Genomic DNA, 15483 nt, shown 5'->3' with positions numbered 1-15483 from the left:
GCACTCTGACATTACCGCATTGAGCCCGCCGACTGACGGTTTCAGCTGCTTTCGCGGACAACCAGTTCAAAACCCAGGTCCTGGCATTTTGGCTGCCCACGCTTGCCATCGAGCAGGCCGAGCAACGCCTGGGCGGCACAGCGACCGATGGCGGCGCGCGGGGTACGAATCGAGGTCAGGCGCGGAACCATGTGCGCTGACGCCGGCAGGTCGTTGAAGCCGACCATGGCCACCTGCTGCGGCACCTTGATGCCCTGGCGCATGGCTTCAAGGATGGCGCCCTGGGCCAGGTCGTCGTTGCAGAAGAAGATGCCGTCAACCTCCGGGTGGCGGCCCAGCATCTGGCCAAACAGCTCGCCCCCCAGTTCGATCGAAGACGGCTGCGGGGCGAGCACTTCCCGGCCGTAGGCGTTCAGGCCGGCCTCGGCCAGGGCCTGGCGAAAGCCTTCGGCACGCTGCATCACTCGCGGATCGAGTTGGGCTGCGATAAAGCCTGGGCGCTTGCAACCGCGCTCAAGCAAATGCCGCGCTGCCGCCCTGCCCGCTTGCTGTTGGGAAAACCCCACCGACATCGCCTGGGCTTCCCCGCCCAGTTCCATCATGTGCACGCACGGCACACCACTGCTCGCCAGCAGTTGCTTGGCGGCGTCGCTGCGGTCGAAACCGGTAAGCAGGATGCCACGCGGCTGATAGGCCAGATAGTTGCGGATCAGGTTCTCTTCTTCGGCGATATCGTAGTGATAGTTACCGATCAGCACTTCAAGGCCACGCGGACGCATGACGTCGTGGATCGCTTCGAGGGTGTCGATGAACAAGTGGTTGGACAGCGACGGGATGAGCACCACGATCGACTGGCTCTGCTTGGAGGCCAGGGCCCGCGCCGCCGGGTTGGCGACGTAGCCAAGGCTTGCAGCAGCGACCTGGACCTTTTCCACCAGCTCCGGGGCAACCGTGCTGATCCCGCGCAATGCTCGGGAGGCAGTGATCGGGGAAACCCCGGAAAGCCTGGCCACTTCAGCCAGGGTAGGACGTCCGGTAGTACGAGAGCCGATGCGGGTCATGACGGGTTTTATTTTCGACTTGCAAAGAATGGGGAACGGGCACTAAGGTAGCGCTGTCTCAGACCACAGGCAATGCAAAACTGCATGAGGCCAGGAATGAGCATCCAGACTGCTTTTACAAAATCAATAACATCTGGGTGGGAAGCGCCCGAGGCTCTAGCCGCCTCGCTTCAAGATAGCGCTATCTTGCCCTGCAGGAGGTACCGATGAACCCACCCCTATCCGCGATTGTGGTCATGGGCGTCGCTGGCTGTGGCAAGAGCTACGTCGGTGCCGCCATTGCAGGCTTGAGCGGCGGTCGCCTGATCGAAGGCGACGACTTCCACCCCGCTGCCAATATCCAGAAAATGAGTGCCGGCATCCCTCTGGACGACGACGACCGTGCCGGTTGGCTGATTCGCCTGGGTGAAGAGCTGCAAGCGTGCCTTACGGCCGGCGAACGTCCCATTCTCACCTGCTCCGCCCTGAAAAAGCGCTACCGCGATGCCCTGCGGCATGCCGTGCCGGACCTGGGCTTCGTATTTCTCGACCTCACCCCCGCAGAAGCCAGCCGCCGCGTGCGCGCCCGTCCTGGCCACTTCATGCCCGCCAGCCTGATCGACAGCCAGTTCGCTGCCCTCGAACGGCCCAATGGCGAGGCGCTGACCCTGCCCCTGGACGCCACCTTGCCGGTGGACAAGCTGGCCATCGAGGTAGACCAGTGGCTAAAGCCCTGCGGTGAGCCGCTGCTGGCGCGAACGGCCTGACCCTGGCTGTTTTCTCGGCTCACCCAAGATAGCGCTATCTCAAGCCGTAAACACTGTAAACGTTCCGCCCACAAAAATGACAATACGAGGCACTGAACCATGTTTGGTTTGGCAACTGATACCTACCTGCTGCTCGATGCAGTGGTCACCATCATCGGCCTGGTGCTGCTGATCACCCACTTCAAGGTCCACCCTTTTGTCGCCCTGACCCTGGCGGCCGGTTTCCTCGGCCTGACCTCGGGCATGCCGGTGGCCAAGGTGATGAAATCGTTCCAGGACGGCTTTGGCGGGGTGCTCGGTTTTGTCGGCATCGTCCTCGCCCTGGGCACCATGCTCGGCAAGCTGATGGCCGATTCCGGCGGCGCCGACCAGATCGCCCAGACGCTGATCCGCGCCTTCGGCAAGCAGAAGGTGCACTGGGCGATGATGTTCGCCGCCTTCCTGGTCGGTATTCCATTGTTCTTCGAAATCGGCTTCGTCTTGCTGATTCCACTGGTGTTCATCGTCGCCCGGCGCTCCGGGGTGTCGCTGATCAAGATCGGCATCCCGCTGCTGGCCGGACTGTCGGTGGTTCATGGCCTGGTGCCGCCGCACCCGGGGCCGCTGCTGGCCATCGGCATCTTCAATGCCGACATCGGCAAGACCATTTTCTACGGGCTGATCGTCGCCCTGCCCACGGCCATCATCGCCGGTCCCTTGTATGGCAACTTCATTTCCAAGTACATCCCAGGCAACCCGAACAAGGAACTGATGGACCAGATCGCCCGCGAGTCTGACCAGCAGAACCTGCCCAGCTTCAGCATCACCCTGATCACCGTGCTGCTGCCGGTGTTCCTGATGCTGCTGAAAACCTTCGCCGACGTGGTCCTGCCGGCCGAGCACATCGTGCGCCAGTGGATGGATCTGATCGGCCACCCGATCAGCGCCCTGCTCGCCGCCCTGCTCCTGGCCTTCTACACCTTTGGCGCCGCCCGCGGGTTCTCCCGTCAGCAGATCATGAAACTGCTCGACCAGAGCCTGGCGCCAACCGCGGCGATTGTCCTGATCGTCGGTGCTGGCGGTGGCTTCAAGCAGATGCTGGTGGATACCGGGGTCGGCAACGTGATCGGGCAGATGGCCGTGCAGGCCGAGATATCGCCGATAATGCTGGCCTGGCTGGTGGCGGCAGTGATTCGCATCGCCACAGGTTCCGCGACAGTGGCGACCATCACCGGCGCCGGGATCGTTGCGCCAGTGATCGGCATGATGCCGGGGGTCAACCGTGAGTTGCTGGTGCTGGCAACCGGTGCCGGCTCGTTGATTCTGTCCCACGTCAACGATGCCGGCTTCTGGCTGGTGAAGCAGTACTTCAATATGACCGTGGCCGAGACCTTCAAGACCTGGAGCATGATGGAGACCATCCTTTCGGTGGTCGGGATCATCTTTATCATGCTGTTGTCGCTGGTGGTTTGAAAGTTTCGGGGCTGCTCTGCAGCCCATCGCTGGCAAGCCAGCTCCCACAGGTTGGGTGTAGGAGCTGGCTTGAGCCTTGCTAGCTCATCAAATCAAAAGGCTGCTTTGAAGATTGCCTCGATCTCGCCCTGACTGGCCACCCGCGGGTTGGTCAGGCCGCAAGCATCCTTCAGGGCGTTGCTGGCCAAGGTCGGAATATCCGCCTCCTTGGCCCCCAGTACCGCCAACCCCGGCGGGATATCAATGGCCTGGGACAGCTGCTCGATGGCCGCCAACGCTGCGTCGCTGCCTTGCTCGGCACTCATGCCGCTGACGTCCACCCCCAGGGCCTTGGCCACATCGCGCAATCGCGCCGCGCTGACGCTTGCGTTGAAACGCTGCACATGGGGCAACAACACCGCGTTGCAGACACCATGGGGCAAGTCGTAGAAGCCGCCCAACTGGTGCGCCATGGCGTGCACGTAACCCAGGGAGGCATTGTTGAAGGCCATACCGGCAAGGAACTGGGCATAGGCCATGTTCTCCCGGGCCTTGAGGTCGCTGCCGTCGGCCACGGCCTGGCACAGGTTGGCGCTGATCAGCTCGATGGCCTTGATCGCGCAAGCGTCGGTGATCGGTGTGGCAGCCGTCGATACATAGGCCTCGATGGCGTGGGTCAACGCATCCATGCCGGTGGCGGCGGTCAGGCCCTTGGGCATGCCGACCATCAGCGCCGGGTCATTGACCGACAACAGTGGCGTGACGTTGCGGTCGACGATGGCCATTTTCACGTGGCGCGCCTCGTCGGTGATGATGCAGAAGCGGGTCATTTCACTGGCGGTGCCGGCGGTGGTGTTGATGGCAATCAACGGCAGTTGCGGCTTGGCCGAACGGTCGACACCTTCGTAGTCGCGGATATGCCCGCCGTTGGTGGCGCACAGGGCAATGCCCTTGGCGCAGTCATGGGGCGAGCCGCCGCCCAGGGAGATCACGCAATCGCAACGCTCGCGCTGCAACAACGCCAGACCCTGCTCGACGTTGGCAATGCTCGGGTTGGGCTTGGCGCCGTCGAAGATTGCCGAATCGATGTCGCGCATCGCCAGCATTTCGGCAATGCGCTCGGCGATCCCGGCCCTGGCAAGGCCGGCGTCAGTGACGATCAAGGCCTTACGCAAGCCGTATCCGGCAATGGCAGCCATCGCCTCTTCGAGGCAATCGATGCCCATGATGTTGACGGCGGGGATGAAAAACGTGCTGCTCATGGCGAGATCCTCATGCAATGTACCTGTGCTTTGAGGATCCGCCTGTCAGCCCTACTGCGTGTTGATCTGAGTCAGCCGAGGAACAGCCGGTAGGCCGGGTTGTCGGTTTCGTCCCAGTAACGATAGCCCATGGCGTCCAGCGCTGCGGGCAAGCTGGCCTGTTCCTCGTGCGGCACTTCCAGTGCGGCAAATACCCGCGCCTCGGCAGCGCCGTGGTTGCGGTAGTGGAACAAGCTGATGTTCCAGCGCTTGCCCAGACGTTCGAGAAAGCCCAGCAAGGCGCCCGGGCGCTCCGGGAATTCGAAGCGCAGCACCCGCTCGTCCGCCCCGGGCCCGGCATGCCCGCCCACGGTATGGCGCACATGCAGCTTGGCCAGCTCGTTGTCGGTCAGGTCCAGCACGTTGTAGCCCTGCTCGCGCAGGCCGGCCAGCAACTGCTCGCGTGGATCGGTCTGCGGGTGGGTCTGCACGCCCACGAACAAGCGCGCTTCCTTACCCGGGTAGTAGCGGTAGTTGAACTCAGTGATCTGCCGCCGGCCCAGGGCCTGGCAAAAAGCACGAAAACTGCCCGGTTGCTCGGGGATGGTCACGGCGATGATCGCCTCGCGCTGCTCGCCCAGTTCGGCGCGCTCGGCGACATGGCGCAGGCGATCGAAATTGACGTTGGCTCCGGAGTCGATCGCCACCAGGGTCTGGCCTTGCACGCCGTCACGTGCCACGTACTTCTTGATCCCGGCCACCGCCAGGGCGCCGGAGGGTTCGGTGATCGAACGGGTGTCGTCATAGATGTCCTTGATCGCCGCGCAGAGCTCGTCGCTGCTGACCGTGATTACCTCATCCACATAGTGCCGGCACAGCTCAAAACAGTGGGCACCGATCTGCGCCACCGCCACGCCTTCGGCAAAGCTGCCGACCTGGGCCAGCACCACCCGCTCGCCGGCGGCCATGGCCGCTTGCAGGCAGTTGGAGTCCTGTGGCTCGACGCCGATCACCTTGACCTCGGGACGCAGGTATTTGACGTAGGCAGCAATGCCGGCGATCAAGCCGCCACCTCCGACCGGCACGAAGATCGCATTCAATTCGCCCGGTTGCTGGCGGAGGATTTCCATGGCCACGGTGCCTTGCCCGGCGATTACATCCGGGTCATCGAAGGGCGGCACGAAGGTCGCCCCTGCGCTGTCCGCAAGCTTCAGGGCATGGGCCAGAGCGTGGGGGAAGCTTTCGCCGTGCAGCACCACCTCGCCACCGCGCGAACGCACACCCTGGATCTTGAGCTCCGGGGTGGTGGTCGGCATGACGATGGTGGCGCGCATGCCCAGTTCACGGGCGGCCAGGGCGACACCTTGCGCATGGTTGCCGGCCGAGGCGGTGATCACCCCGCGCTGACGCTGGGCCGGGGTCAGGCGGCTGAGGCGGGTATAGGCGCCGCGGATCTTGAAGGAAAAGGTCGGTTGCAGGTCTTCACGCTTGAGCAGCACCTGGTTGCCCAGGCTGCGCGACAAGGCCGGCGCCACTTGCAGGGGCGTTTCGATCGCCAGGTCGTACACCGGGGCGGCAAGGATACGCCGCACGTAATCAGACAGCAGATTCAACGCAGCGGACGGTGTGCGAGGGCTAACGGCAAGGCTGGTCATCGGTGACTCCTGGTTTTTTTAAGTGCCCAGGAGAGAGAGAGAGAAAACCCGCCTCCAGGGCGGGTTAGGTGCAAGTGCCAGCTAGCCCGCCAAAACGATAATGGCGGTAATAATGCTGTGCTGAGGCAACTGCAGGAAAGTCTTCATGCCAGTGAAACTAGCGCAGCCGGCCTGGCAAAGTCAAGCCGGCTCGCGTGCCGAGTCCGGCACATCGAACAGCCGGTCGAAGGCCCACTGGAACACGAAGGCATAGACGAAGAAGAAGGCGAACAAACCAAGGTTGGTCAGCAGTGCCACCCACAGACTGATCTGCAGCCAGCCGGCGACCACCGGCAGGAGGATCAGGACCAGGCCGCCTTCAAAGCCCAGGGCGTGGATCAAGCGCCGCCAAAACGTGCGTGTGCGCAAGGCCTGGCGGGCTTCCCAGTACTCGAATGCCCAGTTGTAGAACATGTTCCAGGCCAGGGCCACGGCCGAGAGGATCAGCGACAGCGCGGTGGAATGGGCCATGCTGGCATCGAAAACCCAGGACAGTACCGGCGCTACACACAGCACGGCGATGGTTTCGTAGAGAATGGCCTGAACGACCTTGCGCGTCTTGCCTTGCATGAAAGGCTCCCGGTGATTGAACCAAGCCCTACCCTAGCGGCGTTGAGGCAGGGCATCAATTGAGCTAAATTGAGCCTCCCTCAATTGGCTTGAGCACCGTGTTCGCCAAACTGCCGCTGACGGCTCTGCGCACCTTCGAATCGGCGGCCCGCCTGGGCGGCTTCAAGGCTGCCAGCGACGAACTGGCAGTCACACCGGCGGCTGTGTCGCATCAGATCAAACGCCTGGAAACCCATCTGGGCCTGCGCTTGTTCGAACGTAGCGCACAGGGTGTCAGGCTCAGCGAAGCCGGTGAGCGCCTGTACATCCAGGTGCATCAGGGCCTGGCAAACCTGCAGCGCAGCCTGGCTGCCCTGCAACCGCCCTGCGATCGTAAGCAATTGACCCTGACCACGACTCCGGCGTTTGCCAGCTTGTGGCTGATCCCGCGGCTGGGTGCCTTCCATCGCCAGCACGGCGATATCCAGGTACGGGTGCTGACCGGCAGTGACGTGGTCGACCTGCACCGCGACCAGCGTTTCGACCTGGCCTTGCGCGCCGAATTCAATCCCGACCCCCAGTTGCAGCGCCTGCCGTTGCTGGCGGAGCATTTTTCGGTTTATGCCCCACCCGGTTGGCAGGAACCGCCTGCCCACCTGCCACTGTCGTTGCTTGCGGTGCCATGGACGGCAGGCAATGGCGTGGTCATCGACTGGGCCCGCTGGTGTGCCCTGGCCGGATGCCAGGAGTGGCTGCAACGCGCGCGCATTCATCATTATGACGATGAACACTATGCCCTGCAGGCGGCAACCGCCGGCTATGGGCTGGTGCTGGCCAGCAATGTGCTGGCGGCCGGCAGCGTCCACCAGGGCCTGCTGCAACCCTGGCGCGAAGACGTGCGCCTGGCAGCGGCGCAGTACAGCGCAGTGTGGTTGCCGGGGCGTGAGCGTGAGCCTGCTCTGCGGGCATTTCTGGACTGGCTTGAACATCAGCTGAGGCCTTGAGCAATCGCGGTATCGGTATCTACACATCTCGCGATTGCATGTTAGCCGCCAGGTTTTTGGCCTCGACACAGGCTTCCGCCTGGCACCAAGGCTGACAACGCCGCTTTCACAGGCCATGGCACGTTGCAACAAATGTAGGAGCGGGTCTTGCCCGCGATGCGCCGCGCGGGCGGCGCTCGATCTCAAGGACGCCACAACCCCCACGGCGTACACCTACTGGCCCTCACCTCATCTCAAGCCCCACACCTCACTGTCATCATGCAATCGCAAGAATGTGTAGTGGTTCAACTGTGCAGGCTTTGAGATGGGCTAAAGCCTGCCTGGTGTATGTCGTAAGGTTTTTTGCGCTCTTGAGATCGAGCGCCGCCCGCGCGGCGCATCGGCGGCGTTGTCAGCCTGGGTGCACGCCGAGAGTACGTATCGAGACCAAAAAGTCTGGCGGCTCACACGCAATCGCGAGATGTGTAGATACCTACGGCAATCACGGGGCAAGCCCGCCCCCACAGGTTTGTGCCGGCGATTGGACAACCCCGCCTTCTGCTGCTTGTATCTAAATCCTACAAGTTCGGCACAACGTACAACTTCTCTCTAAAGGACGGACGAGGAGCGGAACTATGGCGTACACAGTCATGATGGTGTTTGGCACACGGCCCGAAGCGATCAAGATGGCTCCGCTCGCTCGAGTGCTGCGCCAGTGGCCAGGCATCGAGCTGAATATCTGCTCCAGCGGCCAGCACCGGGAAATGCTCCAGCAGATCCTGCAGGACTTCGGCCTGAGCGTCGATGAAGACCTGCAGGTGATGACCCAGAACCAGACCCTCAACGGCTTGTCGCGCCAGTTGCTCGATCAACTGGACGACGCTTACGCCCGCGTGCAGCCTGACATCGTCCTGGTCCACGGCGACACCACCACCAGTTTCATCGCAGCGCTGGCTGCCTTCAACCGGCAGATCCCCATTGGCCACGTCGAAGCGGGCTTGCGCACCGGCAACCTCAAGGCGCCCTGGCCCGAAGAAGCCAATCGGCGCCTGACCGGGGTGATCGCCGACCTGCATTTCCCGCCCACCACCAAATCCCGTGACAACCTGTTGCGCGAAGGCGTGGTGCTGGAAAACATCGAAGTCACCGGCAACACGGTGATCGACGCCTTGCTGTGGATGCGAGAGCACCTGCACAACAGCCAATGGCACCCGGCGCCCGAGTCGCCCCTGGCGCAGTTGCGCAACGACCAGCGTATGGTGCTGATCACCGGCCACCGCCGGGAGAATTTCGGCCAGGGCTTCGAGCGTATCTGCCTGGCCCTGGCCGAGCTGGCCCTGCGCTACCCCGACGTGCAGTTCGTCTACCCGGTGCACCTCAACCCGCAGGTGCAAAAGGCCGTGTACGGGCTGCTCTCGCACCAGTCGAACATCCTGCTGGTCGCCCCTCAGGATTATCAGCACTTTGTCTGGCTGATGAGCCGCGCCTACCTGATCCTCACCGACTCGGGCGGGGTCCAGGAAGAAGCGCCGGCCTTGGGCAAACCCTTGCTGGTGCTGCGCAAGGTCACCGAACGGCCTTCGGTTCTGGAAGGCGGAACGGTACTGCTGGTGGGCACCCAGACCGAACGCATCGTCAAGGAAACCAGCCGCCTGCTCGATGACAACGACGCCTACCAGCGCATGAGCCGGGTGTTCAGTCCCTACGGTGACGGGCATGCCAGCGAACGCATCGCCGAGCGTTTGAGCCGCTGGCTGGAGGAGAACGCCAGCGAGCCTGCGCAAACATGAGCCTGGCCTGGGTCGACCTTCTTACCTATGTGCTGTTCGGCCTCAAGCTGCTGGCCATCACCCTTGCCTGCCTGATGTTCCTGCTCGGCTTGGATGACTTGTTCATCGACATCGTCTATTGGGGCCGCAAGCTGATCCGCCGTTTTCGCATCTACGACAAGTATGAGAAGGCCGACGAGAAACGCCTGTTCGAGGTCAAGGAAAAGCCCCTGGCGATCATGGTCCCGGCCTGGAACGAGGTCGGCGTGGTTGGCGAGATGGCGCGTCTGGCGGCCTCGACCATCGACTACGAGAACTATCAGATTTTCGTCGGCACCTACCCCAATGACCCGCAGACCCAGGCCGACGTCGATGCCGTGTGCCTGCACTACCCCAACGTGCACAAGGTGGTGTGCGCGCGACCCGGGCCAACCAGCAAGGCCGACTGCCTGAACAACATCATCGACGCCATCTTGCGTTTTCAACAGGATGCACGCATCGAGTTTGCCGGCTTCATCCTGCATGACGCCGAAGACGTGATCTCGCCCATGGAACTGCGGCTGTACAACTACCTGCTGCCCAACAAGGACATGATCCAGATCCCGGTGTACCCGTTCGCCCCCAGCTGGCACGGCTTCACTGCCGGCCACTATGTCGACGAGTTCGCCGAGAACCATGGCAAGGACGTCATCGTCCGTGAGGCCCTCACCGGCCAGGTTCCCAGCGCCGGCGTCGGCACCTGCTTCAGCCGCCGGGCGATCAGCGCCCTGCTTGAAGATGGCGACGGTATTGCCTTTGATGTGCAGAGCCTGACCGAAGACTACGACATCGGCTTTCGCCTCAAGCAGAAGGGCATGAAGTGCATTTTCGCCCGCTACTCGATGACCGACCCTCAGCTGGCGCTCAAACGCGACTGGCACTGGGGCATGAGCCGCGAGTTCGCCCAGGTGATTTGTGTGCGCGAGCACTTTCCCCGCGACTGGCAGCATGCAATCCGGCAAAAGTCGCGGTGGATTGTCGGCATCGTTTTCCAGGGCACCCGCAATCTGGGCTGGAGCCGCACGGGCGCACTCAATTACTTTCTCTGGCGCGACCGCCGCGGGCTGTTCGCCTACCTGCTGAGCTTTCTGGTCAACCTGCTGTTGCTGGTGCTGATTGCCATGTGGCTGGTCACCCTGATCGCCCCGGATGCCTGGCGTTTTGCGTCGATCCTCAGTGACAGCCCGCTGCTGACCACACTGCTCTGGCTCAACGGCCTGCTGTTGATCAATCGCCTGTTCCAGCGCGGCTTTTTCGTCACCCGCTACTACGGCATCGGCGAAGGGCTGCTGTCGGCGCCACGGATGATGTGGAGCAACTTCGTCAACTTCTTCGCCAACCTGCGCGCCCTGCGCCAGGTCATGGAAATGGGCGACTCGCGGCGCGTGGCCTGGGACAAGACCACACATGAATTCCCGGCATTGGGTACGCCGATACGCACGCCATTGGGCCAGCGCCTGGTGGCCAAGGGGCTGATCACTGACGAGCAACTTCAGGCGGCCATCACCAGCCCGGTGCACCGGCGCCTAGGCCGTCAGTTGCTGCTGCGGGGGCTGCTCAACAGCGAACAACTGGTGCAAAACCTGGCCGATCAGCTCGATTTACCCTGGGCCCCGTTAAATCCATTCAAACTTGAGCGCAAATTGATTACCCTGCTGCCCCGCCGCCTGGCCGTGCACTACGGGGTGCTGCCGGTAGCGGAAAACGGCGATACGTTGATCCTGGCCAGTGAGACCCCGGTCAGCCAGGTGTCCCTCGGGGTCATCAGCCGTCAACTCAAGCGCCCGGTGCAATACCGCCTGGCGCCCCAGGGCCGGGTTACCCTCGGCTTGCGTTACCACTATCCCAGCCCCTGGCAGAAGGAGGAGACCCGGCACATGCTCGCGGTTCTCGAAAAGCATCAGGACGATGCCGCGTTGCTTGAGCGGGTCAGTCATCACCAAATCATGCTCGGCACCCTGTTGCAGGTGCGCGGCATAATCCCCAGCACCTTGTTCAACCAGGCGTTGATTGATTTCAACCCTGAGCACATGTCCCTGGGCGAGCACCTGATCGCCCGCGGCATCATCAGCGAAAACGTGCTGCAGCGCGCCCTCGCCGACCAGGTCATTGAACAGCAAGCCGCCTATGACCTGACCCGGGAGGTGGCATGAGCTTGCGCCCGCCACTGACGCTGGCCAGCCTGCTGTTGTCGTTGTACACCGTGCACGGCCTGGCCGCGCCGCTGACCGACTTTGAACGCTTTCGCAGCTACCCTTACCTTGAACGCAGCTACCGCGAGGCCAAGGCCGACAACTGGAAAGAGGTCGAGCGCCTGACCCGCCACCTGCTCGAACGGGTGCCCAACAACAGCGAAGCCCGCGCCCTGCTGATCCAGGCCCTGGCCGATCAGCGGCGTTACCGCGAGGCCGAACAACTGGCCGAAACGGCTGACAGCCGCGATAGCGATGCCTTGCTGGAACTGCGCCTGACCTGGATCGAACAGGACCCGCCCGCCGCCAGCCGGGTTGAAAACTGGATTGCCAACAGCGGCCTTAACCAGCGCATCCGCCTGTGGCAGGCGTACAGTTTGAGCCTGGCCAAGTTTGGCGGTGCAGCCAAGGCCCTGGACTGGCTTAACCACCTGCCGGCCCAGGGCGACGACAACATCCTGCGCATGGCCCGGGCCACCTGGGCCGAGCAGTTGCACAACTGGACCCAGACCATCGCCGCCCTGGCGCCGCTGGCCGAGCGCGGCGAACTGCCGGCGCAAGACTGGCAACGCCTGGCCAATGCCTATGTGCAGCGCCTGGACGAAGCACCGCTGCAGCAATTGCTCAAGCAAGCACCCTCGCCCGAGATCGCCCGCCAGACCCGCCTGGCCATGACCAACCGGGCGATCGCCATGGGCCATGCTGGGCTGGCCCAGCGCTGGCTGCAGTCGCTGCCGGAACAGGACCTGCAAGACCCCGCCAGTCGCCAGCAACTCTGGGAGCTGGCTCGCCAGGGTGATGATGCCGAGCTGGTCCGGCGCCTGAGCAACGACTTACAGCGGCCCTGCCTGGAAACCACCGACTGGCTCTCGCGCCACGACCCCCAGGCGGCCCGCGCCCAGTTCAAAGGCTGCCGCGCCGATGAAGACCGCAAAGCCTGGCTGGTGCTCGAACAACGCCTGCACGGCGCCAGTGACGAGGCCCTTACCGGGCCGATGTGGGAGCGTCTGTACCTTCAGAGCGGCGACCTGCAGGCCCTTGAGCAAGCAAGTTTCCTGCAGCTCAAGCAAGGCCGCGACGCCCATGTGCGGCAGTTGCTCGAACAGGCCTATGACCGCCATCAGGGCCGCCTGCCACAACCTTTGCTGCAACGCCTGGCCGGGCTCTACAGCCAGGCCGACGCACCGCTGGACAGCCGGCGCATGAGTGGCCTGCTCCCGCGGATCGACGCGGCCAATCGCGCCCTGCTGCTGGCGCGCCTGGCCGAAAGCGGCCAATGTGATGCCGTTCGCCAGGCAATTCCCGCCACCCCCACCGAGGTCGGCCAACTGCGCGCCCTGGGCCGCTGCGCCATGCCCGAGCGTCCCGGTGAAGCGGTGGTCTATTACCAGGCAGCCGAGGGCCTGGGCGATACGGGCAGCCGCCTGCCGCTGGCCTATGCCCTGGAAGCCTCAGGCGACTCCTATGCCGCGCAACCGCTGTGGAAGAGCCTGGCCGACAGCGAGTGGACCAACAACGCCCGCCTCACCGCCGCGCGCAGCGCCCTTAACGCCGACAATCCGTACCTGGCCGAAGAGTACTGGAAAAAGGCGCAGCACCTGAGCGCCGATGACTGGGCCCTGGGTGCGGCCATCGCCCAGCGCAATAGCCAGATCAGCGAAGCCATGAACTTCCAGCGCGAGGCCCTCAAGCACCAACCCCGCGCCGACCATTACTACGCCGCTGCAGTGACGGCCGCCCAGTATGGCGACCTGACACAAAGTACCGCCTGGTTGGCCGAAGCGGTGCGCAGGGCGCCGGATCAGCCGCGCTACCGCGCCGACTACGGCATGCGCCTGGCCGGTTCGCAGGAGGCAGCCACCCGCGCCCGTTCGATTCCCCACCTTGAACGCGCCACCCACGACTTCCCCGAGGATTACCGCCTGGGCGAAACCCTGGCCTGGCGTTATGCCGAGGATGAGAACAGCGCAGCGGCGCGCAAGGAGCTGCGCCGGGTACTGGATGTCGAGCAGGACCTGGTCGACGGAGATGACCAGTTCGGCAGCCTGGAGGCGCGCAAGTACCGCCAGCGCCGCGCCCACGAGGCCTTGTCGCGGCGTGACAGCTTCACCCTGGCCAGCACCTGGTCGCCGGCCGGGGTGTCGACCAACGACAACTTCCGCGACGAGCGCAAGGATCGCCGCGCCGCCTCGCAGAACGTGCAACTGGCGATGTGGGACCACGCCCTGGGTGAAGAACCGAGCCGCAATGGCAGCACCTTTTCGGTCTATGGCCGGGTGCTGTTTGGCGGCAGTGGCCGCAACGACTACGCGCAAAGCATGGGCACAGGTGTCGGCTTGCGCTACAAGCCATTGGGCACCAGCAACCTGAACCTGTACACCGAGCTGTATCACCAGCGCCAGATCGACGACGCCCACTACGGTGGCTTGAGCCTGGGCCAGTTGCTCAGCCCCAGTAAAGTTGGCGACAACTATGGCGACCTGCGCGGCCACGCCGAGTCGAGCAACGATTTGCTGCTGCGCGCTACCGCCTCCTATCTTGATCAAGGCAAATGGCGCAACGACTGGCGGGTTGATGAAGACGAGTGGGACGAGCGCTTCCTCTACCTCGACGCCGCCTGGTGGACCCGCGCCGGCGATCACCAGTGGCTGTCGCGCTACCAGCGCGGGCATACCTGGAAGCTGTCCGGCAACTCGCCGCAAACCCTGATGCCTTACGGGTTTTTCGAGTTCTCAAGCCAGGACCCGAGCAACGACTGGCGCCAGGACCTGCGCACCGGCCTGGGCCTGCGCTGGCAGTGGTGGTTCGACGACGACCGCTACAACGCTTATCGCGGTTCGCTGAAAGTACGTGCCGAATACCAGCAGTCGCTGGGCGGCAATCTTTATGAACACGCCAATGGTGTGTTGCTGGGTGCGGAGTTGAACTTCTGATGCGCCGCTTGATCGCTGTGATGCTTTTACTTCTGAGCCTGCCGGCAACGGCCGATGAACGCCTGTTCTATCAGCCCCTGAACCGTGACGCGCAACTGAGCCAGGCGCAATGGCAGGCGCTGTGGCAAGCCACCCGCGCCCAGGGCGGAAAAGCCCTGATCGTGCAATGGACCGCCTACGGCGACAGCGACTTCGGTGGCGCCCGGGGCTGGCTGGCCAACAGCCTGCGCCTGGCTCACGAACAAGGCCTGCAACTGGTGCTGGGGCTGCACATGGATGCCGCCTACTACCAACGCATCGACGAGTTGGACGGTACCGGCCTTGCCGCCTACTGGAAAGCGCAGCTCGGCAATTCCCTGGCCCAGCAACGCAAGCTGCGCCAGGACTGGCAATTGCCAGTGGCCGGCTGGTACCTGCCGATGGAACTCGATGACCTGCACTTTCACAGTGCCGACCGCCGCCAGGCGCTGTATACCCAGTTGCAAGATTTCAACCGCCGCCTGGATGCGCCCTTGCACCTGAGCGCCTTCAGCGCCGGACGCCTGAGCCCGGCCGTCAATGCCCGCTGGCTGGAGCAACTGGCCAGCCTCAAGCTGCAGGTCTGGTGGCAGGACGGTGCCGGTACCGCCCGCCTGACCCCGCTGGTGCGCCAAAGCTACCTCGACGCCCTGCCCTGCAGTATTGGCATCGTCAACGAAGCCTTTCGCCAGACCAGCGCCGCCGACCAGCCCTTCACGGCAATGCCAGCGCCGCCCGCTGCCGGCGACGATTGTCATGCGCGGGCGATTTTCTCCCTGCGCTATCGCCCCTGGGCCCAGGGAGTATTGCCCCTGGCAGGTCACTGA

The 15483-nt window shown here is 63.6% G+C and carries 11 protein-coding genes; 7 read left to right on the top strand and 4 right to left on the bottom strand.

Annotated features, from left to right (window positions below; genetic code table 11):
• Positions 1–41 precede the first annotated feature (41 nt).
• Positions 42–1061 carry an HTH-type transcriptional regulator GntR gene (gene gntR / locus M5G17_RS02965; RefSeq protein WP_273891520.1) on the bottom strand — a complete coding sequence of 340 codons (1020 nt, stop codon included), beginning with the start codon at positions 1059–1061 and terminating at the stop codon, positions 42–44.
• Positions 1062–1267: 206 nt separating this feature from the next.
• Between gntR and M5G17_RS02960 the strand changes: the two genes are divergently transcribed.
• Together M5G17_RS02960 and M5G17_RS02955 are read left to right on the top strand one after the other, a co-directional pair.
• The gene (locus M5G17_RS02960) at positions 1268–1807 is read left to right on the top strand and encodes a gluconokinase (RefSeq protein ID WP_273891519.1); all 540 of its coding nucleotides are present in this window, start codon (positions 1268–1270) and stop codon (positions 1805–1807) included.
• 99 nt (positions 1808–1906) lie between these two features.
• A complete protein-coding gene (locus M5G17_RS02955) occupies positions 1907–3259 on the top strand; it encodes a GntP family permease (RefSeq protein ID WP_273891518.1) in 1353 nt (450 codons plus the stop codon).
• Positions 3260–3351: 92 nt separating this feature from the next.
• On the opposite strand, the gene yiaY is transcribed toward M5G17_RS02955, so the two are convergent.
• The 3 genes from yiaY to M5G17_RS02940 form a co-directional block, all read right to left on the bottom strand.
• On the bottom strand, positions 3352–4500 hold the full coding sequence (gene yiaY / locus M5G17_RS02950) for an L-threonine dehydrogenase (RefSeq protein ID WP_273891517.1): 1149 nt from the start codon (positions 4498–4500) through the stop codon (positions 3352–3354).
• 71 nt (positions 4501–4571) lie between these two features.
• Positions 4572–6134 carry a threonine ammonia-lyase, biosynthetic gene (gene ilvA / locus M5G17_RS02945; RefSeq protein WP_273891516.1) on the bottom strand — a complete coding sequence of 521 codons (1563 nt, stop codon included), beginning with the start codon at positions 6132–6134 and terminating at the stop codon, positions 4572–4574.
• A gap of 180 nt (positions 6135–6314) precedes the next feature.
• Complete coding sequence (locus M5G17_RS02940; protein ID WP_273891515.1) at positions 6315–6743, bottom strand: PACE efflux transporter; 429 nt, start codon at positions 6741–6743, stop codon at positions 6315–6317.
• A 98-nt stretch (positions 6744–6841) separates the two neighbouring features.
• Between M5G17_RS02940 and M5G17_RS02935 the strand changes: the two genes are divergently transcribed.
• From M5G17_RS02935 to M5G17_RS02915, 5 genes are all read left to right on the top strand, one after another.
• A complete protein-coding gene (locus M5G17_RS02935) occupies positions 6842–7726 on the top strand; it encodes a LysR substrate-binding domain-containing protein (protein WP_273891514.1) in 885 nt (294 codons plus the stop codon).
• 614 nt (positions 7727–8340) lie between these two features.
• Entirely contained in the window at positions 8341–9495 is a 1155-nt protein-coding gene (gene wecB, locus M5G17_RS02930) for a non-hydrolyzing UDP-N-acetylglucosamine 2-epimerase (protein ID WP_273891513.1), read from the top strand.
• Complete coding sequence (gene nfrB, locus M5G17_RS02925; RefSeq protein ID WP_273891512.1) at positions 9492–11666, top strand: cyclic di-3',5'-guanylate-activated glycosyltransferase NfrB; 2175 nt, start codon at positions 9492–9494, stop codon at positions 11664–11666. The genes wecB and nfrB overlap by 4 nt, the downstream gene beginning before the upstream one ends.
• Positions 11663–14638: an NfrA family protein gene (locus tag M5G17_RS02920; RefSeq protein WP_273891511.1), complete on the top strand. Its 2976-nt coding sequence runs from the start codon at positions 11663–11665 to the stop codon at positions 14636–14638. Before nfrB ends, M5G17_RS02920 begins: the two co-directional genes overlap by 4 nt.
• Complete coding sequence (locus M5G17_RS02915; protein ID WP_273891510.1) at positions 14638–15483, top strand: DUF4434 family protein; 846 nt, start codon at positions 14638–14640, stop codon at positions 15481–15483. The genes M5G17_RS02920 and M5G17_RS02915 overlap by 1 nt, the downstream gene beginning before the upstream one ends.

The sequence above is a fragment of the Pseudomonas rubra genome (assembly GCF_028656935.1).
GTDB lineage: Bacteria > Pseudomonadota > Gammaproteobacteria > Pseudomonadales > Pseudomonadaceae > Aquipseudomonas > Aquipseudomonas rubra.
This window is presented reverse-complemented; position numbering and strand designations above follow the sequence as displayed.